Origin of the sequence: Pseudomonas mohnii, from assembly GCF_900105115.1 — a bacterium.
GTDB lineage: Bacteria > Pseudomonadota > Gammaproteobacteria > Pseudomonadales > Pseudomonadaceae > Aquipseudomonas > Aquipseudomonas mohnii.
Genome location: NZ_FNRV01000001.1, coordinates 3,578,257 through 3,599,691, shown reverse-complemented (window position 1 = coordinate 3,599,691; position 21,435 = coordinate 3,578,257). Strand labels below are relative to the sequence as shown.

18 protein-coding genes are annotated in these 21,435 nt (G+C 61.4%); 5 read left to right on the top strand and 13 right to left on the bottom strand.

Going from position 1 to position 21,435, the window contains the following annotated elements; translation table 11 throughout:
- Positions 1-101 precede the first annotated feature (101 nt).
- Together argA and argE are read right to left on the bottom strand one after the other, a co-directional pair.
- Entirely contained in the window at positions 102-1,400 is a 1,299-nt protein-coding gene (gene argA, locus BLV61_RS16645; RefSeq protein WP_047534756.1) for an amino-acid N-acetyltransferase, read from the bottom strand.
- Between the two features lie 244 nt (positions 1,401-1,644).
- Complete coding sequence (argE, locus tag BLV61_RS16640; protein ID WP_047534759.1) at positions 1,645-2,805, bottom strand: acetylornithine deacetylase; 1,161 nt, start codon at positions 2,803-2,805, stop codon at positions 1,645-1,647.
- 157 nt (positions 2,806-2,962) lie between these two features.
- Between argE and BLV61_RS16635 the strand changes: the two genes are divergently transcribed.
- Positions 2,963-4,330 carry a CYTH domain-containing protein gene (locus BLV61_RS16635; RefSeq protein WP_090466467.1) on the top strand — a complete coding sequence of 456 codons (1,368 nt, stop codon included), beginning with the start codon at positions 2,963-2,965 and terminating at the stop codon, positions 4,328-4,330.
- A 108-nt stretch (positions 4,331-4,438) separates the two neighbouring features.
- Here BLV61_RS16635 and BLV61_RS16630 read toward each other — a convergent pair whose 3' ends face one another.
- Entirely contained in the window at positions 4,439-4,903 is a 465-nt protein-coding gene (locus tag BLV61_RS16630) for an Lrp/AsnC family transcriptional regulator (RefSeq protein ID WP_047534765.1), read from the bottom strand.
- A 125-nt stretch (positions 4,904-5,028) separates the two neighbouring features.
- Between BLV61_RS16630 and BLV61_RS16625 the strand changes: the two genes are divergently transcribed.
- The 3 genes from BLV61_RS16625 (at position 5,029) to BLV61_RS16615 (ending at position 7,631) form a co-directional block, all read left to right on the top strand.
- Complete coding sequence (locus BLV61_RS16625; protein ID WP_047534767.1) at positions 5,029-5,367, top strand: hypothetical protein; 339 nt, start codon at positions 5,029-5,031, stop codon at positions 5,365-5,367.
- 90 nt (positions 5,368-5,457) lie between these two features.
- Positions 5,458-7,242: a type IV pilus assembly ATPase TfpB gene (gene tfpB / locus BLV61_RS16620; protein ID WP_090466465.1), complete on the top strand. Its 1,785-nt coding sequence runs from the start codon at positions 5,458-5,460 to the stop codon at positions 7,240-7,242.
- A 71-nt stretch (positions 7,243-7,313) separates the two neighbouring features.
- The gene (locus BLV61_RS16615; RefSeq protein WP_047534773.1) at positions 7,314-7,631 is read left to right on the top strand and encodes a DUF2388 domain-containing protein; all 318 of its coding nucleotides are present in this window, start codon (positions 7,314-7,316) and stop codon (positions 7,629-7,631) included.
- 90 nt (positions 7,632-7,721) lie between these two features.
- Here the strand turns inward: BLV61_RS16615 and gcvP are convergent, their stop codons facing one another.
- Positions 7,722-10,595, bottom strand: coding sequence for an aminomethyl-transferring glycine dehydrogenase (gene gcvP, locus BLV61_RS16610; protein WP_090466464.1), 2,874 nt, complete (start codon positions 10,593-10,595; stop codon positions 7,722-7,724).
- A gap of 153 nt (positions 10,596-10,748) precedes the next feature.
- Here gcvP and BLV61_RS16605 point away from each other — a divergent pair, with 153 nt between their 5' ends.
- The gene (locus BLV61_RS16605; protein ID WP_047534775.1) at positions 10,749-11,888 is read left to right on the top strand and encodes a DegT/DnrJ/EryC1/StrS family aminotransferase; all 1,140 of its coding nucleotides are present in this window, start codon (positions 10,749-10,751) and stop codon (positions 11,886-11,888) included.
- Between the two features lie 47 nt (positions 11,889-11,935).
- On the opposite strand, the gene gcvH is transcribed toward BLV61_RS16605, so the two are convergent.
- The 9 genes from gcvH to BLV61_RS16560 all read right to left on the bottom strand — a co-directional run bounded on the left by gcvH (position 11,936) and on the right by BLV61_RS16560 (position 21,408).
- Positions 11,936-12,319, bottom strand: a complete 384-nt coding sequence (gcvH, locus tag BLV61_RS16600; protein ID WP_047534776.1) for a glycine cleavage system protein GcvH — start codon at positions 12,317-12,319, stop codon at positions 11,936-11,938.
- 47 nt (positions 12,320-12,366) lie between these two features.
- The gene (gcvT, locus tag BLV61_RS16595) at positions 12,367-13,449 is read right to left on the bottom strand and encodes a glycine cleavage system aminomethyltransferase GcvT (RefSeq protein ID WP_090466462.1); all 1,083 of its coding nucleotides are present in this window, start codon (positions 13,447-13,449) and stop codon (positions 12,367-12,369) included.
- 156 nt (positions 13,450-13,605) lie between these two features.
- On the bottom strand, positions 13,606-15,222 hold the full coding sequence (locus BLV61_RS16590) for an ABC transporter permease (RefSeq protein WP_090466458.1): 1,617 nt from the start codon (positions 15,220-15,222) through the stop codon (positions 13,606-13,608).
- Between the two features lie 196 nt (positions 15,223-15,418).
- Positions 15,419-16,423, bottom strand: coding sequence for an extracellular solute-binding protein (locus tag BLV61_RS16585; RefSeq protein ID WP_047534780.1), 1,005 nt, complete (start codon positions 16,421-16,423; stop codon positions 15,419-15,421).
- Positions 16,424-16,597: 174 nt separating this feature from the next.
- On the bottom strand, positions 16,598-17,815 hold the full coding sequence (locus BLV61_RS16580) for a 2-octaprenyl-3-methyl-6-methoxy-1,4-benzoquinol hydroxylase (protein ID WP_167361841.1): 1,218 nt from the start codon (positions 17,813-17,815) through the stop codon (positions 16,598-16,600).
- 9 nt (positions 17,816-17,824) lie between these two features.
- Positions 17,825-18,310, bottom strand: coding sequence for a DUF4442 domain-containing protein (locus BLV61_RS16575; protein WP_047534783.1), 486 nt, complete (start codon positions 18,308-18,310; stop codon positions 17,825-17,827).
- Positions 18,303-19,490 carry a 2-octaprenyl-6-methoxyphenyl hydroxylase gene (gene ubiH / locus BLV61_RS16570; RefSeq protein WP_090466454.1) on the bottom strand — a complete coding sequence of 396 codons (1,188 nt, stop codon included), beginning with the start codon at positions 19,488-19,490 and terminating at the stop codon, positions 18,303-18,305. The genes BLV61_RS16575 and ubiH overlap by 8 nt, the downstream gene beginning before the upstream one ends.
- Positions 19,487-20,821 carry a Xaa-Pro aminopeptidase gene (gene pepP, locus BLV61_RS16565; protein ID WP_047534788.1) on the bottom strand — a complete coding sequence of 445 codons (1,335 nt, stop codon included), beginning with the start codon at positions 20,819-20,821 and terminating at the stop codon, positions 19,487-19,489. The genes ubiH and pepP overlap by 4 nt, the downstream gene beginning before the upstream one ends.
- A 26-nt stretch (positions 20,822-20,847) precedes the next feature.
- Positions 20,848-21,408, bottom strand: coding sequence for a YecA/YgfB family protein (locus tag BLV61_RS16560; RefSeq protein WP_047534790.1), 561 nt, complete (start codon positions 21,406-21,408; stop codon positions 20,848-20,850).
- Positions 21,409-21,435 lie beyond the last annotated feature (27 nt).

The following is a 21,435-nucleotide window of genomic DNA, read 5'->3' as shown; positions in this document are numbered from 1 at the left end:
CAGGGCTGTTCAGCCCATCGCGAGCAAGCTCGCTCCCACAGGGTTCTCTGTTGTCCGCAGAACTTGTGGGAGCGAGCTTGCTCGCGATAGGACCACCACGGTCAAAGGGTCTTTTCGAAGATCTTCGAATTACGCTGATAGTTGTACAACGACGCCCGCGCCGACGGCAGGCGTTCGACGCTGCTCGGCTCGAAGCCACGCTCGCGGAACCAGTGCGCAGTGCGGGTCGTCAGTACGAACAGCGTCTTGAGCCCTTGCGCCCGGGCGCGGGTTTCAATGCGCTCCAGCAGCTCATCCCCGCGACCGCCATGACGGTATTCCGGGTTCACCGCCAGGCAGGCCAGCTCACCGGCATCGGAATCGGCAATCTGATACAGCGCCGCACAGGCGATGATCATGCCTTCGCGCTCGACCACACTGAACTGCTCGATCTCACGCTCCAGCACCTCGCGGGAACGCCGCACCAGAATCCCCTGCTCTTCCAGCGGGCTGATCAAATCCAGTAAACCACCAACGTCTTCGATGGCCGCTTCGCGCACCACTTCGAATTGTTCCTGGGCGACCAGCGTGCCGCCACCGTCGCGGGTGAACAGCTCGGTCAGCAGAGCGCCGTTTTCGGCATAGCTGACGATATGACTGCGCGCTACGCCGCCACGGCAGGCTTCAGCGGCGGCATCCAGCAGTTCCGCCTGATAATTGCTGCCCAGACGCTGCAAGTGCGCAGGCACCTGTTGCGGACGCAATTCACGAACCAGACGGCCATGTTCATCGATCAAGCCAAGCTCGGCGCCAAACAACAGCAGTTTGTCCGCGCCCAGATCAATGGCTGCACGGGTGGCGACGTCTTCGCAGGCGAGATTGAAAATCTCACCGGTCGGCGAGTAACCCAATGGTGACAACAGCACGATGGAGCGCTCGTCCAGCAGGCGATTGATACCCTTGCGGTCGACCCGGCGGACTTCGCCGGTGTGGTGATAGTCGACGCCTTCAAGCACGCCGATCGGCCGGGCTGTCACGAGGTTGCCGCTGGCCACGCGCAAGCGCGAGCCCTGCATGGGCGACGAGGCCATGTCCATCGACAAACGCGCTTCGATGGCGATGCGCAATTGGCCGACGGCATCGATCACGCACTCAAGCGTCGCGGCATCGGTGATGCGCATGCCGTGGTGGTAATGCGGGGTCAGGCCACGGGCAGCGAGGCGCGCTTCGATTTGCGGACGCGAACCGTGAACCAGCACCAGCCGCACGCCCAGGCTGTGCAACAGCACCAGGTCGTGGACGATATTGCCGAAGTTGGGGTGTTCAACGCCGTCGCCGGGCAGCATGACGACAAAGGTGCAATCGCGGTGGGCGTTGATGTAAGGCGAAGCGTGACGAAGCCAATTGACGTATTCGGGCATGAACCTGGGCCTGTAATAAATAGCAGCCGAAGAAAGGGCGAAACAGAAAACGCACAGCGGGCTGATGGTTATCGTCGGAACAGGCTTGGCGACACGCGAACTCTCCTCATGAATACGGGTTTGGTACCGGCAATTTAACCGCAAACACCTGTAGGAGCGAGCTTGCTCGCGATGGTAGTCGAGCTACCGCGTTCCTCCAGGCAGCCCTCGTCATCGTTTACGTCCATCGCGAGCAGGCTCGCGCCTACAGGGGGTTGTTTGCCGGTGTCAGGCAGTAATGTTCAATCAACTGACGTAATAGATGCACCGTAGGCTGCAAACGTGACATTTCGAGGTATTCCCCCGGTTGGTGGGCGCAGGCGATATCGCCAGGGCCGAGCACCAGTGTTTCGCAGCCAAGTTGCTGAAGATAAGGCGCTTCAGTGCCGAACGCCACTGCTTCGGCAGCATGGCCGGTGAGCTTTTCAGCGATCCGTACCAGTTCCGCGTCTTCGGCCTGCTCGAACGGCGGCACTGCGGGGAACAGCGGCGCGTAATCGATCTTGACCTGATGCCGTTCGGCAATCGGGTTGAGCTTCTGCAAAATCGCCGCGCGCAACGCTTTGGGGTCCATGCCCGGCAATGGCCGCAGGTCGAATTCCAGCGAACACTGTCCGCAAATCCGGTTGGGGTTATCGCCGCCATGGATGCAGCCGAAATTCATCGTCGGCTGCGGCACGCTGAACTGCGGATTACGGAACTCACGCTGCCACAACAGGCGCAGTCCACGCAATTCGCCAATGGCATCGTGCATGGCCTCCAGAGCGCTGTGACCCAGGCGCGGGTCCGAGGAGTGACCGCTCTGCCCGAGGATGTCGATGCGCTCCATCATGACGCCTTTGTGCATGCGGATCGGCTTGAGCCCGGTCGGCTCGCCGATGACAGCTGCTCGCCCCAACGGCCGTCCGGCTTGCGCGAGGGCGCGAGCGCCAGACATCGAACTCTCTTCATCGCAGGTGGCCAGGATCAGCAGCGGTTGCTTGAACGGCTGATCGAGCAGCGGCTTGACCGCCTCGATGGCCAGGGCGAAAAAGCCCTTCATGTCGCAACTGCCCAGGCCGACCCAGCGGCCGTCGACTTCAGTCAGCTTCAGCGGGTCGGTCTGCCACAGCGCGCCATCGAACGGCACGGTATCACTGTGGCCGGCCAGCACCAGGCCGCCGGGGCCGGAGCCGAAACTGGCCAACAGGTTGAATTTGCCGGGACTGACCTGCTGGATATCGCAGGCAAAACCCAGATCGCCGAGCCAGGCGGCCAGCAGGTCGATCACCGGGCGATTGGATTGATCGAGGCTCGCTTGGGTGCAACTGACCGACGGTGCAGCGATCAATGCAGCGAATTGATCTTTCATGGATGGCAAAGGCATCGCTGGCTCCAACTCGCGAATTGAAGTCCATCATAGAACCATCCGGCGACAGGAATAAACCGTCGCAGGGCGGAGCAAGGACGAGTCCTGTACACTGCACGACCTTGGCAGCCACACATTCCCCCCGGCTGCGCTCCCGATCCTGGATTTTCCGGCCATGCAGAAAGAAACCGAAATCAAACTCCGCGTCAGCCGCGAAACCCTCGCTGCCCTGCGCGAGCACCCGCTACTGAAAAAACGCAACAAAAGTGGCTGGGAACGCCGTGAGTTGATGAACCAGTACTTCGACACGCCTGAGCGCGACCTGGCCCGCGCCAAGGTGGCCCTGCGCCTGCGCAAGGATGGCGAAGAAGTCATTCAAACACTCAAGACCCGCGGCCAGAGCGTCGCCGGCCTGTCCGAGCGTAACGAGTACGACTGGCACCTGCCCAAGGCCAAGCTCGACGTGAAGAAACTCGACGGCGAATGCTGGCCCGAAGCACTGGCCGAACTGGACAAGAAAACCCTGAAACCGATATTCACCACCGATTTTGTCCGCGAACGCGCCGAAATCGCCTGGGGCCGCGGCAAGACCAAAGTGGTCATCGAAGCCGCGCTGGACCTCGGCCACGTGGTGGTCGGCAAACAGAAGGAAGAAATCTGCGAGCTGGAACTGGAACTGCGCGAAGGCGAACCGGCCGCGTTGCTGGAACTGGCCGCCGAGCTGGCCGCGACCCTGGCCCTGATGCCTTGTGACATCAGCAAGGCTGAACGCGGCTATCGCCTGTACGACGCCAACAGCTATTCGCTGAGCCTGCCGGCACCGCAGATCAGCGCCGAAACGCCGCTGGACGACGCCTTCGCCGCTTTGAGCTGGCACTTGTTGGGCAGCAGCCAGCGTCTGGCCGAGCAATATCGTTTCAATGGCCACTGGCGCCTGCTGCAGGACTGGGTGGAAAACCTCGCCGAATTGCGCGCGCTGGTCAGCAGCCTCGGCCAGGCCGCGCCGCGGCAATCGACCCACGACCTGCGCGTCGCACTCGATGCCCTGCTCGAAGACTGGCGTCCGCTGGTCCAGGCCGGTCTGGATGACGAGGACGTGCGCAAAGCCGCGCCGGAACAGTTCCTTGAAGAACTCGAAGACCCGCGCTGGGGCCTGTTCTCCCTGAACACCTCGCGCTGGTTGCTCGCTCGCACCTGGACCGCCGACCGCAACACCCGTGGCAATCGCCAGGGCGCCGCGCAACTGGGCAGCTGGTTGCCGCGCCTGTTGGGCGAAGAAGCCAACTCACTGCAATTGCAGCGTTACCAGCAGCAACCGGAAGACCTCGCGGAACAACTGCCGCGCATCGAGCGTATCCAGGCCTGGCTGCACCACGCGCGCCACGTGCTGGACATCCCGGAAATGGATCGCCTGTATGGCGAGCTGAACAAGCTGGCGCAACTGGCCAACGAGCCGATCACCGACGAAACCCTGGATGCGCGCAAGCAGCAGGCGATTGCGGTTTATCAGAATCGTGCGTGGAAAATGCTTCTGCGTCTGTAATACCGCCATCGCCAGCAGGCTGGCTCCCACCTTGGTTTTGTGTACGCCACAAAGCCCCTGTGGGAGCCAGCCTGCTGGCGATGAACCCCGCGTTATTACCGCAGACTTTCAGACCGGCAAACTGGTCGTCGACTTGATCTCCGACAACGCCACCACCGAGTTGACCTCCTGAATCCCCGGCACCAGCGACAGCTTCTCGAAGAAGAACCGCTCATACGCCTCGATGTCCGCTGCGACGATCCGCAGCATGAAATCCACCGCGCCCATCAGCACATAACACTCCAGCACTTCGGGAAAGCCGCGAATGGCCTCGGTGAATTCGGTGAAATTCGAACGTCCGTGGGCGTTGAGTTTGACCTGCGCGAATATCTGCGTGTTGAGGCCGATTTTCTTGCGGTCGAGCAGCGTCACCTGGCCACGAATGATCCCCTCCTCCTTCATCCGCTGAATCCGCCGCCAACACGGCGACTGCGACAGTCCCACCTGCTCCGCGATCTGCGCGCTGGAGAGCGAAGCGTCCTCTTGCAGAAGCGCGAGAATCTTGCGGTCGTAGCCATCCAGCTCGCTGTGCATAAAAAAACCCTTGATTACCGATAATCTGAATTAAACGATTCGATACAACCGTAATACGCCCCATCATAGATAAGAAATACCCGGCCACGAATGTAAAAATTTCTCCAGTGATTTGGAGATCGACCATGCCACACCTGGAAGCCGTGAACACCCCGCCCACCCGCGCCGATGTCTGGAACATCAGTAACACCCATTGCCGCGTTCGCTATCAGTTGCTGGCCGAAGCCGAGCCCGACCTGCTTTGCCGCGCACTGAATCTGTTCGCCCTGCAGTTTCTGACGCCGGAACAGGTCAACGTGCAGCGCCAGGAAGAGCTGCTGGACATCGATGTCGTCATCGACGGATTGAGCTGGCACCGTGCCCAAGTGATTGCGGAAAAACTGCGTAATCTGGTCAGCGTTTGCTCGGTCGAGCTGCAATCGGCGGATGCTGCCTGGGGCGATACGGCTCAGGCGGCTGGCTGAAAAAAGTCGATACGGCTTCGTCGGGTAGTGGCCCAACGGTCGGTGGGGTCACGACTATCCTTTGCGAACGGTTGTTCACAAGGAGCCCGCATGTCCGTTCAACTCGCCCTTCAGGACCGCTGGCTGGATCTCAGTGATTTGCTGCGTGAACTGGTCGCCCAGGGCTTTATCAGCCAGGATTCGGCCGAACACGCGCTCAATGCCCGCCGCCGCCACGTCGCCAATGGCCAGATGCACCCACTGGAGTTCATCGCCAGCCAACAGCTGGAAGACCTCAGTCGGCCCGGCAAGCACCTCGACCTCGAAAGCCTCACATTGTGGCTGTCCCAACAGGCCGGCCAGCCTTACCTGCGTATCGACCCGCTGAAAATCAACGTCGCGGCCGTCACGCCACTGATGTCCTACGCCTTCGCCCAGCGTCACAAGATTCTCGCGGTATCCATCGATCGCGATGCGGTGACCGTGGCCAGCGCCCAACCCTACGTCACCGGCTGGGAGGCCGACCTGACCCATGTGCTGAAGCTGCCCATCAAGCGGGTGGTGGCCAATCCGGTGGACATTCAGCGCTTCAGCGTGGAGTTCTTTCGCCTGGCCAAATCGGTCACCGGCGCGAATAACGCCGATCAGCCATTCAACACCCTGGGCAACTTCGAACAGTTGCTCAACCTCGGCGCCAGCGATCAGGAGCCGGACGCCAACGATGCGCACATCGTCAACATTGTCGACTGGCTGTTCCAGTACGCGTTCCAGCAACGCGCCAGCGATATCCACATCGAACCCCGGCGCGAACAGGGCACCGTGCGCTTTCGCATCGACGGCGTGCTGCACAACGTCTACCAATTCCCGCCACAGGTCACCATGGCCATCGTCAGCCGCCTGAAAAGCCTGGGGCGAATGAATGTCGCGGAGAAACGCAAACCCCAGGACGGGCGGGTGAAGACCAAGACCCCGGAAGGCGGCGAAGTCGAGTTGCGGCTGTCGACACTGCCGACCGCCTTCGGCGAAAAAATGGTCATGCGGATCTTCGACCCCGAGGTGCTGCTCAAGGACTTCGATCAGCTCGGCTTTTCAACCGACGATCTGCGGCGCTGGCAGGACATGACTCGCCAGCCCAACGGCATCATTCTGGTGACCGGGCCGACCGGGTCCGGCAAGACCACCACGCTCTACACCACGCTGAAAAAGCTGGCGACGCCGCAGGTCAACCTCTGCACCATCGAAGACCCGATCGAAATGGTCGAACCGGCGTTCAACCAGATGCAGGTCCAGCACAATATCGACCTGACCTTCGCCGCCGGCGTGCGCGCACTGATGCGGCAAGACCCGGACATCATCATGATCGGCGAGATCCGCGACCTCGAAACCGCAGAAATGGCCATTCAGGCGGCGCTCACCGGGCACCTGGTGCTGTCGACCCTGCACACCAACGACGCGCCCGGCGCCATCAGTCGCCTGCTGGAACTCGGCGTACCGCATTACTTGATCAAGGCCACGCTGCTGGGCGTCATGGCCCAACGCCTGGTGCGCACCTTGTGCCCGCACTGCAAGGCTGCGCAAACCTTGGGCGAAGAGGACTGGCAGACCCTGACCCGACCCTGGCAAGCGCCGCTCCCCACCCATGCCCAACGCGCCATCGGCTGCCTGGAATGCCGCGACACCGGCTATCACGGCCGCGCCGGGGTCTACGAAATCATGCAACTGAGCGATGGTCTCAAGGCGCTGATCAACCCCGACACTGACTTGCTCGCCGTGCGACGTCAGGCCTTCAAGGAAGGCATGCGCAGTCTGCGATTGTCCGGCGCACAGAAAGTGGCGGCCGGTTTGACGACGATCGAGGAGGTGCTGCGAGTGACGCCGCAGAGTGAGCAAAAGTAGATTGGCCGCTATGGAACTCGATTGGGGGAATCGCTATCAAACACCGGAGTTAACCCTGTGGAGTCACTTTTATGCGTCTCAAACTTGCTGTCGCTACCATTGCCCTGTTGTCCCTGCCTGTCGGTTCGGCGATGGCCGATAGCTTTTGGCGTAACGTCCTTTCCTCCGGTGCCACCACCGGTTCGACTTACCTGACGTTCAAGGATCACAAACTGATCGTCGCCGCCCAGGACGATGCCGGCAGCTTCGTCGCCAGCGACGGCGGCATCCGCGGCCCGTACCTGGAAGCCGCCATGCAGAAAGTCCGCGCCGACAACCCTGGCCTGCAGGCGACGGACATGGAACTGGCGAATGCGATCCTGGCGAAGAATGCCGTGGCTTCGGAATAAGCCCTCGGGTTGAACAAAAATGCCGCTCAAATGGAGCGGCATTTTTTATGTTCATTGCAAACCCCTGAAGGGTCAGGAGTGACCGGTATTTCAACGGTACTCATCCAGCGGCACACAGGCACAAAAGAGGTTTCGGTCGCCGTAGACATTGTCCACCCGGTTTACCACCGGCCAATACTTGTGGGCCTTGGTGTGGGCGTCCGGTGTAACCGCCTGTTCGATGCTGTAAGGCCGCTCCCAGACACCGGTGATGTCGGCCAGGGTATGCGGCGCACGTTTCAACGGGTTGTCCTCGGCCGGCCAGTTGCCGTTCTGCACCTCAGTAATTTCCGCGCGAATGCTCAGCATTGCTCCGATAAAGCGGTCCAGTTCTGCCTTCGATTCACTTTCGGTGGGTTCGACCATCAAGGTACCTGGCACCGGGAACGACATGGTCGGCGCATGGAAGCCATAGTCCATCAGGCGCTTGGCCACGTCCTCTTCGCTGATACCGGTCAGCGCCTTGAGGGGGCGCAGGTCAAGAATGCATTCGTGGGCCACCCGCTCGTTGCGCCCGGTGTAGAGCACCGTGAACGCCCCGGACAGGTGTTGCGCCAGGTAATTCGCGGCGAGGATCGCCACTTCACTGGCGTCCGCCAGTTGCGGCCCCATCATGGCGATGTACATCCAGCTGATCGGCAGAATGCTCGCGCTGCCCCAGGGCGCGGCACTGACGGCACCGTTCTGCGGCAGCGGCCCGTCGATCGGCACCACCGGGTGATTGGCCACAAAGGGTGCCAGGTGCGCGCGCACGCCAATCGGCCCCATGCCGGGCCCGCCGCCGCCGTGGGGAATGCAGAAGGTTTTGTGCAGGTTCATGTGTGACACATCCGCACCAATGTCCGCCGGACGGGCCAGCCCGACCTGGGCATTGAGGTTGGCGCCGTCCATGTAGACCTGGCCGCCATGGCTGTGGATCACTTCACAGATCTCGCTGATGCCTTCCTCGTACACACCATGGGTCGAAGGATAAGTCGCCATCAGGCAGGCAAGTTTGTCCCCGGCCTGCGCCGCTTTGTCTTTCAAGTCATCCAGATCAACGTTGCCCGCCTCGTCGCACTCGACAATGACCACACGCATCCCGGCCATCTGCGCCGAAGCCGGGTTGGTGCCATGAGCGGAAGACGGAATCAGGCAGATGTCCCGCCCCCCCTGATGCCGGCTCTCGTGGTATTTGCGGATGGCCAGCAACCCGGCGTACTCGCCCTGTGCACCGGAGTTGGGTTGCATGCAGATCGCATCGAAACCGGTGATCGCGCACAGCCAACGCTCCAGTTCTTCGATCATCAGCGCATAACCGGCTGCCTGCTCTTTCGGTGCGAACGGATGCAGATTGGCGAATTGCGGCCAGGTAATCGGGATCATCTCGCTGGTGGCATTGAGTTTCATGGTGCAGGAGCCCAACGGGATCATCGATTGATTGAGCGCCAGGTCTTTGTTTTCCAGCTGCTTGAGGTAGCGCAGCATCTCGGTTTCGCTGTGATGGGCGTTGAATACCGGATGGCGCAGATAAGGCGAGGTGCGCGCCAGCCCCCCCGGAATGCCGGGGCTCAGGGTTTCGGCGTCCAGTTCTTCGACGTTGAACCCATGGTCGACGCCCAAGAACACATCGAACAATTTCGCCACCGTGGCTTCGTCAGAGGTTTCGTCCAGGCTTAGGCCCAATCGCCCGCGCCCCAGAATGCGCACATTGATCTGCGCAGCCTGGGCGCTTTCGATGATTGCAGTCTGGGTGCCGCCGACGTCCAGGGTCAGGGTGTCGAAGAAGTGCTGATTGACCCGGGTCAGGCCCTTGCGCTCAAGGCCGGCGGCGAGGATGCAGGTCAGGCGGTGCACGCGTTGGGCAATCCGCTTCAGCCCTTCAGGGCCATGATAGACCGCGTAGAAACTGGCGATATTGGCCAGCAGCACCTGGGCCGTGCAGATGTTCGAGTTGGCCTTCTCCCGGCGGATATGTTGCTCACGGGTCTGCAGCGCCATGCGCAGGGCCACGTTGCCACGCGCGTCCTTCGACACACCGATGATCCGCCCGGGTATCGCACGTTTGTATTCGTCGCGGCTGGCAAAAAAAGCGGCGTGAGGCCCGCCGTAGCCCATGGGCACGCCGAAACGCTGGGATGAGCCGAACACCACGTCCGCGCCCAGCTCCCCCGGCGGGGTCAGCAACAACAGACTCAACAGATCGGCAGCAACACACGCCAATGCGTGCTGGGCATGCAGGTGATCAATCAAGGGTCGCAGATCGCGAATCTCGCCGTGAGTATCGGGATATTGCAACAGCGCACCGAACACCTGGTGCTGCTGCAAGTTATCCACAGGGCCGATGACCAGCTCAAATCCAAAACCTTCGGCGCGGGTCTGCACCACGGAAATGGTCTGCGGATGACAGTTTTCGTCGACGAAGAACACATTGCTCTTGGACTTGGCCACCCGTTTGGCCAAGGCCATGGCTTCCGCTGCCGCCGTGGCTTCGTCGAGTAACGAGGCATTGGCCAGCTCAAGGCCCGTGAGGTCGATGGTCAGTTGCTGGAAATTCAACAACGCTTCGAGACGTCCCTGGGCAATTTCCGGCTGATAAGGCGTGTACGCGGTGTACCAGCCGGGATTTTCCAGCACGTTGCGCAGAATGACGGTGGGTGTGAGCGTGCCGTGATAGCCCATGCCGATCAGGCTGGTCCAGACCTGGTTCTGCTCAGCGTAGCCCCGCAGCTTGGCCAGCGCGGCCTCTTCATCGAGGGCAGGCGGCAGGTCGAGCATCCGGTTCAGGCGAATACCCGGCGGCACCGTTTGCTCGATCAACTCGACCCGACTGCCGAGGCCGAGGCTGTCGAGCATCGCCTGTTGCTCGGCGGCATCCGGCCCGAGGTGACGGCGAAGGAAGGCATTGGGATCGCGTAACTGACTCAGGGACGGCATCTGGGACATGACGGGCTCTCTCTGGACTGGCGCTCAGCGTCGATGCAACACGGTCAAACCAGCATAGCAGCCAGCGCCGACACGGAGAGCATGGCGCCGCCGGGCATTACGGATCATCATGCTCGTCGCGTACCCAATATCCGCTGATGAGGTCCCTGTTTTATGAGCCAACTGCCTTTCCTGCCCTTCTCCAAACCCACTATCGACGAAGCCACCATCGCGGCCGTCGGTGAGGTCCTGCGTTCGGGCTGGATTACCAGCGGCCCCAAGGTTCAGGCCTTTGAAGCGCAACTGTCGGAGTACTTTGGCGGACGCCCGGTGCGCACGTTCAACTCCGGCACCTGCACCATGGAAATCGCCTTGCGCATCGCCGGCATCGGAGCGGGTGACGAAGTGATCACCACCCCGATTTCCTGGGTCGCCACCGCCAACGTCATTCTGGAAGTCGGCGCCACACCGGTGTTCGCCGATATCGACCCGGTGACCCGCAATATCGATCTGGATCAGGTGGAAGCCGCGATCACCCCACGCACCAAAGCCATCATCCCGGTGTATTTGGCTGGCTTGCCCGTGGACATGACTCGCCTGTACGCCCTGGCACACAAGCATGGCCTGCGGATCATCGAAGACGCGGCGCAAGCGTTGGGCTCAAGCTGGAAAGGCCAGCGCATCGGCGCGACCGGCGATTTCGTTTCCTTCAGCTTTCAGGCAAACAAGAACGTCACCTCGTCGGAGGGCGGCTGCCTGGTGCTGAACAATGCCGAAGAAGTGAAGCTGGCAGAAAAATACCGCTTGCAGGGCGTTACGCGCAGCGGCTTTGATGGCCTGGATGTCGATGTGCTGGGCGGCAAGTTCAACATGACCGATGTCGCAGCGGCCATTGGCTTGGGGCAATTCGCCCATCTCGAAGCGATCACCGCGCATCGGCGCGAACTGGCCAAACACTACTTCAGTTGCTTTGGCGAAGATTTTGAAGCGCAGTACGGGGCACAACTCCCTCCGGCGGACTTCGAGAACAGTAACTGGCATTTGTTCCAGCTGGTATTGCCTGAACGCCAGGATGGCAAACCGGCCCGAGCCACTTTCATGGAACAGATGCAGGCATTGGGTATCGGTATCGGCTATCACTACCCGCCGATTCACTTGCTGAGTCTTTACCGCGAGCGCGGTTTCAAGGAGGGGATGTTCCCGACAGCCGAACGGGTGGGACGCTTGATTGTCTCGCTGCCGATGTTTACGGCGATGACCAAAGCGGACGTCGAACGCTCGGTGGCAGCGGTCAAAGCCGTGCTCAAGCCTTGAGTCCACCCTCGCAGGAGCCGGGTTGCCGGCTCCTGCGAGGTTGCACCTTACTCGCCGATGGCGGCCTTGTAGCCCGCTGCGTCGAGCAGCTTGTCCAGGTCAGCGGCGTTGCCTGGCTTGAGTTTGAAGATCCATGCGCCGTACGGGTCGGAGTTCAGCAGCTCTGGCGAGGCGCTCAGCTCTTCGTTGATCGCGATCACTTCACCGGCAACCGGGGAGTAGATGTCGGACGCGGCTTTTACCGATTCCACCACACCGGATTGATCACCGGCAGCAAAGACTTTTCCGACTTCGGTCAGCTCGACGAACACCACATCACCCAGCGCTTCCTGCGCGTGATCGCTGATGCCCACGGTGACGGTGCCATCGGCTTCCAGGCGTGCCCATTCGTGACTTTCGGCAAAACGCAGGTCGGCAGGGATATCGCTCATGTTCTGTATCCTCAGGAATTGTCAGCGGTCGATGCCGCCAGAATAGGTTAAATCAAGGTTTTGCCATGGCGTACGAAGGTCGGTTTGACCACTCGGACCGGGTACCACTTGCCACGGATTTCCACTTCTGCGCGGTCGGCAGTTGCCATCGGCACGCGCGCCAGTGCAATCGACTTGCTAAGCGTAGGAGAGAAACTACCACTGGTGATCTCCCCTTCGCCAACATCGGCGATACGGACGACTTGATGAGCGCGTAAAACCCCGCGCTCCTCGAGCACCAGACCGACCAGTTTGTGCTGTATGCCGCCGCTCTGCTCGGCTTCCAAAGCCGTGCGACCGATGAATTGGCGACTGGCCGGTTCCCAGGCGATGCTCCAGGCCATGTTGGACGTCAGCGGCGAAACCGCCAGATCGATGTCCTGCCCGTAAAGATTCATCCCGGCCTCGACCCGCAAGGTATCCCGAGCGCCAAGGCCAATCGGGGAAATGCCCGCGCCGACCAGATCATTGAAGAATCCTGGCGCCTGATTGGCTGGCAAGATGATCTCCAGGCCGTCTTCACCGGTATAACCGGTGCGCGCGATGAACCAGTCACCGTCGGGGTGCCCTTCGAAGGGTTTGAGTAGCTGGATGAGGTTGCCACGGGACTGGGTCACCAGCTCGGCCACTTTGTGCCTGGCGTGGGGACCTTGAATGGCCAGCATCGCCATTTCGGAACGTTCGCTGAGCTTTACATCGAAGCCGTCGAGATGGGCCTGCATCCACGCCAGATCCTGATTGCGGGTAGAGGCATTGACCACCAGGCGATAACCGTCGTCAAGGCGATACACGATCATGTCGTCGACGATGCCACCTTGCTCGTTGAGCATGGCGCTGTACAAGGCACGGCCCGAGCTGTGCAAACGTTCGACGTCATTGGTCAGCAAATGCTGAAGCCAGGCCTTGGCCTGGGAGCCGCCGACATCGATCACGGTCATGTGGGATACATCGAACACACCGCAATCGCGGCGCACCTGGTGGTGTTCCTCGACCTGCGATCCATAATGCAGAGGCATATCCCAACCGCCAAAATCGACCATCTTCGCGCCGAGAGCGAGATGAAGGTCATACAGAGGCGTACGCTGTCCCATGGGTTTCTCCTTCCGGGCGTGGCGAAGGCGCGGTTGAGTGTCTATTTGAGTGAAAGCCTTGAAACAAAAGGCTTCCAGCCGATTTTCACTACCTTGTCTGTCAGACGGACCGCACCGAATGCCGCGCATTGTAGCTGCAAGGTGTAGGACTGACACCTAGCTGTTTCGATGTGCCGAACGTCGTATCAATCCGATGACCGGTAGCAGCCCTACCAATACCAGGGTCAACGCCGGTAAAGATGCCCTCGCCCACTCACCCTCGCTGGTCATTTCAAAGATCCGTACCGCCAGCGTATCCCAGCCAAACGGGCGCATCAGCAGGGTCGCGGGCATTTCCTTGAGCACGTCGACAAAGACCAGCAGCGCCGCGCTCAATGAGCCGGGCAGCAACAGCGGCAGATACACTTTGAAAAACAGTCGCGGCCCACTGACGCCAAGGCTACGTGCCGCTTCGGGCAAAGAAGGCCGTATACGCGCCAGACTGCTTTCCAGCGGCCCATAGGCCACGGCAATGAAGCGCACCAGATACGCCAGCAACAACGCCGACAGACTGCCCAGCAGCAGCGGCTTGCCGGCCCCGCCCAGCCATGCGGACAACGGAATCACCAGCTCGCGGTCCAGGTAACTGAACGCCAGCATGATCGACACCGCCAGCACCGAACCGGGCAAGGCGTAGCCCAGGTTGGCCAGACTGACCCCGGCACGGATCCCTTGGGTGGGCGCCAGGCGCCGGGCGAATGCCAACACCAGAGCGACACTGACCGTGATCAGCGCTGCCATGGCGCCCAGGTACAAGGTGTGGACGATCAGCCCGGCGTACCGCTCATCCAGATCGAAGCGCCCACGCTGCCAGAACCACACCAGCAATTGCAGCATCGGAATGACGAAGGCACAGGCAAAGACCAGCCCACACCAACTCATGGCCAGCAGCGCTTTGAAACCTCGCAGGTGATACAAGGCCTTGACCCGTGGCCGTTCATTGCTCGCCCTGTTGGCGCCCCGCGCGCGACGCTCGCCGTACAGCACCAGCATGACCACCAACAGCAACAGGCTGGCCAGTTGCGTGGCGGTGGAGAGGCTGAAAAACCCGTACCAGGTCTTGTAGATCGCCGTGGTGAAGGTGTCGAAGTTGAACACTGACACCGCGCCGAAATCCGCCAGTGTTTCCATCAGTGCCAATGCCACGCCCGCGCCGATGGCCGGTCGCGCCATGGGCAACGCCACCCGCCAGAATGCCTGCCAGGGCGATTGCCCGAGGACGCGTGCCGCTTCCATCAAGCCCTTGCCCTGAGCCAGGAACGCCGTACGTGCCAGCAGATAAACGTAGGGATAAAAGACCAGCACCAAAACCAGAATCACCCCGCCCGTGGAACGCACCCGAGGCAAGCGCATGCCCGTTCCGAACCACTCGCGCAGCAGGGTTTGCACGGGGCCGGCGAAATCCAGCAGCCCGACGAAAACGAACGCCAGCACATAGGCCGGAATCGCAAACGGCAGCATCAGCGCCCAATCCAGCCAACGCCGGCCGGGGAATTCGCAGAGGCTGGTGAGCCAGGCCAGGCTCACGCCCAGCAACGTGACGCCGATACCGACGCCAAGCACCAGCGTCACCGTGTTGCCCAGCAAGCGTGACATCTGCGTGTCCCACAAGTGGGACCAGATCTGCTGGTCGATGGTTTGCCAGGAAAGCAGCAAAACGCTCAGGGGGAGCAGGACCAGCGCAGCAATGGCGAAGACCAGCGGGTACCAGCGGCGTTGGGCGGGATGGGCCAAGGAAGATCTCTAGAATGATGGGAGCCACCGTCATTCGACAGTGGCGCCAATGTGTGGCGAGGGAGCTTGCTCTCGCCGGCCGATCAGCGCCCGGACGTAGCGGCCGCAAAGGTTATCAGATCAACTTGATCATGATCCGTCTGGCGCCATCAGGGCTGCTTCGCAGCCCAGCGGGAGCATGCTCCCTCGCCACAACTCAGTTCCAGCCAGCGCGATCCATCATGCGAATTGCTTCGGCCTGACGCTTGCCGGCGACTTCCACCGGCAAGGTATCGGCCACGAACTGACCCCAGGCAGCGACTTCAGCCGATGGCTGTACGGCGGGGTTTGCCGGAAACTCCTGGTTGACGTCGGCGAAGATTTTCTGTGCCTCAGGCGTGGTCATCCACTCCACCAGCGCCTTGGCGGCTTCCGGATGCGGGGCATGCCTGGTCAGACCGATGCCGGACAGATTGACGTGCACGCCTCGATCCGCCTGGTTCGGCCAGAACAGTTTTACCGGCAGATCAGGTTTCTGTTTGTGCAGACGTCCGTAGTAGTAGGTATTGACGATGCCGACGTCGCACTGACCGGCGTTGATGGCCTCCAGCACCGCGACATCGTCGGAGAACACGTCGGTGGACAGGTTGTTGACCCAGCCCTTGAGGATCTTCTCGGTTTTCTCGGCGCCGTGCACTTCGATCAGGGTGGCGGTCAGGGACTGGTTGTAGACCTTCTTCGCCGTGCGCAGGCACAGGCGACCTTCCCAGTTCTTGTCGGCCAGGGCTTCGTAGGTGGTCAATTCACCCGGTTTCACACGCTCGGTGGAATAGGCGATGGTCCGCGCCCGCAGGCTCAGGCCGGTCCAGGCGTGTGACGATGCGCGGTACTGAGGCGGGATGTTGGCATCGATGGTTTTCGAGGTGAACGGCTGGAGGATGCCCATCTGCTCGGCTTGCCAGAGGTTGCCGGCGTCGACGGTCAGCAGCAGGTCGGCGGTGGCGTTCTCGCCCTCGGCCTTGATCCGCTGCATCAGCGGTGCTTCCTTGTCGGTGATGAACTTCACCTTGACCCCGGTTTTCGCGGTGTAGGCATCGAACACCGGTTTGATCAGCTCATCGATACGCGAGGAGTAGACCACCACCTCGTCGGCAGCCTGGGCGGCGGTGCTGCCTATCAGGGTCAGGGCCAGTGCGGTCAATAGACGCTTTGGTGCCAACATGGGAGCAGTCTCTCGATTGAAAAAGTGAGGCCAAATGATAAGGACTCACATTTAGCTTCTCAATCGAACAGTTTGCGGAGGAGTTACCAGATGTTGCACCGCAGGATCCACGGTGGATGTTCTGGCCCCATCGCGAGCTTGCTCGCGATGGGGCCATTAGCCTCGGTAAAAATCTCAGGCCTTGGCCAGCGCCGGCAAGTCCCCGGTCAAACCAAGGGCCTCGCGCACGAACAACGCCTTGGCCTCGGGCATCTGCTCGACCATTTTCAACCCGGCATTACGCAACCAGCGCACAGGCAACGGATCGGCCTGGAACAAGCGCTCAAACCCTTCCATCGCCGCCATCAGCGCCAGGTTGTGAGGCATTCGCCGGCGCTCGTAACGACTCAGCACTTTCACATCCGCCAGGCGCTCACCCCGGCTCGACGCTTGCAGCAGCACTTCGGTCAGCACGGCGGCATCGAGAAACCCGAGGTTCACGCCCTGCCCGGCCAACGGGTGAATGGTATGGGCCGCGTCGCCGATCAACGCCAGGCCCTCAGCGACGTATCGCTTGGCATGGCGCTGACGCAGGGGTACGCACAGGCGCGGGTCGGCGCTGAGCACGGTGCCGAGCCGGCCCTCGAAGGCCCGCTCCAGTGCGCGACAAAAGCCTTCGTCATCCAGCGCCATCAGCTGTTCAGCTTCGCTCGGCGTGGTCGACCAGACGATCGAACACCAATCCTGCTGACCGTCCCGTTCCAGCGGCAGGAACGCCAACGGGCCATTGTCGGTAAAGCGCTGCCAGGCGGTCGTTTGATGAGGTTTTGAGCTACGCACACTGGTGACGATTGCATGGTGCATATAATCCCACTCGCGCGTCGCGACACCGGTCAGGCGCCGCACCGCCGAATTGGCGCCATCCGCCGCGATCACCAAGGGCGCGCGCAGGGTACGGCCATCGGCCAGGGTCAGCAGCCAGTCGTCGCCAGAGCGGCGCATTTGTTCCAGACGAGCGTTGGCCAGCATGCCCAGGTCGCAGTCGTGCAAACGGTCGAGCAAGGCGTCCTGAACCACGCGGTTCTCGACGATATGGCCCAGTACCTCGGCATGCACGCTGGCGGCCGAGAAGTGGATTTGCCCGGTGCCACTGCCATCCCAGACCTGCATGTCGCTATAAGGACTGCTGCGGCGACTGACGATGCCGTCCCACACACCCAGCCGCTCGAGAATCCGCTGACTGGCGGCAGACAAGGCGCTGACTCGCGGTTCGAACGGTGCCTGGACGTCAAAGGGTTTGACACTCAAAGGGCTGCCGTCCAGCAACAGGACTTCCAGCCCGCTGTCCTGCAACGCCAGCGCCAGGGCGCTGCCGACCATTCCGGCTCCGACAATCAGCAGATCTGCGCGCATTTCCATGCTTTAAGCCTGTCTCGCTTGCGGCTTGAGCCGCACGTAAAGGGTTTTTCCGACGCGCGCCACCAGATGGCCAGCACCGTCGTGAATATCGACCTGCAATTGCGGCAGGTACTTTTCGCCACCCGCGGTCTGCCGACGGATCTCGTCGAGCAAGGTGTCGTCGATGTTGAAACGGGCATACACCGTGCCTTTGCCTGGCGCGATGAAATCGATGTCGGCGGCCTTGTCCCAGACGATGTAGTCGCGCCCGAGATTTTCCATGAGCATCAACATGAAGAATGGGTCGACCATCGAATACAGGCTGCCACCGAACTGGGTGCCGACGTAATTGCGGTTGTACCAGCTCAACCCCATGGACACCTGGATGTCGCGAAAGTCATCGCTGATGTGCCGCACTCGAACCCCGGCACCGAGGTACGGCGGATAGAGGCCCATGAACCAGCGCATCAGCCGCGCCTTGCCGAATTGTTGGGTCAGCCACTTAAACATCGGGACGCGTACCCAGGCCCATGGCCTGCCGGGCGAACCAGCGCTTGGCCGGTGGCAACAGATCGAGGCCCAGCAGGCCCAGGTTACGGCCCATGGAAACCAACGGCTGAGTGCTGCCGAACAAGCGCGTGACCTGATCGGAGAAGCCCACGGTGAGGTTCTGATCCAGGCGCTGGCGTTCGCGGTAGGCCTGCAAGGTCGCGAAATCCCCCAGCACCTGTTCGCTGGCGAGCAACGCATCGGCCAACGCCTGGGCATCGCGCAGAGACAGGTTGAAACCCTGGCCGGCAATCGGATGCAGGCTGTGAGCGGCGTTGCCGAGAATCGCCAGATGCGGGCGCACCTGCTCTTCGGCCTCCACCAGCGACAGCGGATACAGATGCCGGGCGCCGACCTGCTTCAGGGTGCCGAGGCGATAGCCGAACACACCCTGCAATTCACTGAGAAAACTGCGTTCATCGAGGGCGGCCAGCCTTTGCGCGTCCATGCCCTGGCGAGTCCAGACCAGCGCACAACGGTTATCCTGCAGCGGCAGCAACGCCATCGGTCCATCGTCGGTGAAGCGCTCGAATGCCATGCCGTTATGGGCTTCGCTCGGCGTAATGTTGGCGATCAGCGCACTCTGGTTGTACGGGCGTTTCTTGACGCCGATGCCCAACTGCTCGCGCAGGCCGGAACGGCCGCCGTCAGCGAGCACAGCCAGGTCGCACTCCAGAGTGGTTTCGTCATTGAGGGTCAGGCGATAGCCATCGGTCAGCGGCTCCATGCGCGTGACTTCCGCCGGGCAGCGCCAACTGACCACGTCAGTGTCCAGGCCTTGCCACAGGCATTGCCCGAGCCAGGCGTTTTCCACCACGTAACCCAGCGCGGGAACGCCCTCTTCCATCGCCGACAGCCGCGCCGTGGAAAAGCGCCCACGGTCGGAGACGTGAATCTGTTTGATCGGCTCGGCTCGGCGGGAAATCTCCTGCCACACGCCCAAACGCTGATAAATCTGCCGGGCGCCAAAGGACAACGCCGTGGAGCGCGCGTCGTAGCTGGGTTGCCAGGTGTGACCGGGAGCGAAAGGTTCGATCAACAGGATCTTCCAGCCACGGGCCTTGGCCCCGGCCTGCAAGGCCAACGCCAGGCTGGCACCGACCAGGCCACCACCGATAATCGCCAGATTGACTCGACTCATGCCGCTTGTGTCCGTGCTTCGGCCATCAGGGCCTCGATCTCGGCGACCGTTTTCGGCACGCCTTTGGTCAGGATTTCACAGCCGCTTCTGGTCACCACCACGTCGTCCTCGATGCGCACGCCAATGCCACGCCATTTCTTTGCCACGCTCTGGTTATCCGGGGCGATGTAAATCCCCGGCTCCACGGTCAGCGCCATGCCGACCTCCAGCACGCGCCATTCGCCGCCGACTTTGTATTCGCCGACGTCATGCACATCCATGCCCAGCCAGTGCCCGGCACGGTGCATGTAAAACGCCTTGTAGGCTTCGCTGGCAATCAGTTCGTCGACATCGCCCTGCAGCAGCCCCAACTCGACCAGACCGGCAGTAATCACCCGGACCGTGGCCTCGTGGGCCTGATTCCAATGCTTGTTCGGGGCGATCTCGGCAAACGCCGCTTCCTGCGCCGCCAGCACCAATTCGTAAATGGCCTTCTGTTCCGCGGAATACTTGCCGTTGACCGGCCAGGTGCGCGTGATATCGCTGGCGTAGCAGTCAATTTCGCACCCGGCGTCGATCAACACCAGATCGCCGTCCTTGAGCACCGCGTCATTCTGTTGGTAATGCAGGATGCAACTGTTGCGCCCCGCCGCAACGATCGAACCGTAGGCCGGCATCTTCGCCCCGCCCTTGCGGAATTCGTAATCAAGCTCGGCTTCCAGACTGAATTCGTGCAACCCGGCACGGCTGGCCTGCATCGCACGCACGTGGGCCTGGGCGGAAATCCGCGCAGCTTCGCGCATCACTTTCACTTCTGCCGCTGATTTATACAGGCGCATGTCGTGAAGCAAATGATCCAGGGCAACGTATTCGTTCGGTGGCTGGGCGCCAAGATTGGCTTTGGAGCGAATCACGTTGATCCACTCCATCAGATGCCGGTCGAATTCCGGGTTGCTGCCCATGGCCGAATACACCCGGTCACGACCCTCGATCAGGCCTGGCAGGATGTCGTCGATGTCAGTGATCGGAAAGGCGTCGTCGGCGCCGAAGTCGCGAATCGCGCCTTCCTGCCCGGCACGCAGGCCGTCCCACAACTCGCGTTCGGCGTTGCGTTCGCGGCAGAACAGGATGTACTCACCGTGCAATCGCCCCGGCATCAACACCAGCACGGCCTGAGGTTCGGGAAAACCGCTCAGGTACTGGAAATCGCTGTCCTGACGGTAAACGTGCTCGACATCGCGGTTGCGGATGGCCACTGCGGCGGCGGGCAGGATGGCGATGCTGTTGGGTTCCATCTGCGCCATCAAGGCCTTGCGGCGACGGCTGTATTCCGATTTCGGGATATGGATCATGGGCAGATGGCGTTCCCTGGCGTTGATCAGTGCAGCGACGGTTTGGCGGCAGCAGGCGCGTCCGGCTTCCTGGTTTCGGAAAACAGCAGCAGCGGCGCGACGCGCAGGTACTCCATGACTTCCATGTAGTCGCTTTCACCGTCGTCGGATTCTTCCAGAGCATCTTGCACTTGGGAAATCGCCGCCAGATCCTGCAGCACCTCGGTCGCCTCAGTGCTCAGCATGCTGCTGTCGCGGCAGTTCAGACCGAAACCGCTGAGGAAACCCTGACACCACTGACCCAGTGCCGCGGCACGTTCGGTAAGCGGGGTCTCATCGGTTGGCAGCAGCAGAACGACGGTCACGTCGTCGCCGGTGAGTTCGCCCTTGACCATCTCTTGCAGGCCGATCAAGGCATTGCGGACGTTGTCCTGTGGCTCGGTTTCCAGCAGCTCGGCGGCATCGATCAGCCAGCCTTCGACATCAAAACCGGCACCGGCGCAACTGCGGCCGAGCAGCAGGCCGTGCAATTCGGCAGGCGAGACGTTATGACCGCTAGATGTCAGCAGGGTGGCGAAGGCTTGGTACGGGGAATTCTGAATGGGCATGGGTAGCTAGGCGCCAGACGGCGCTAT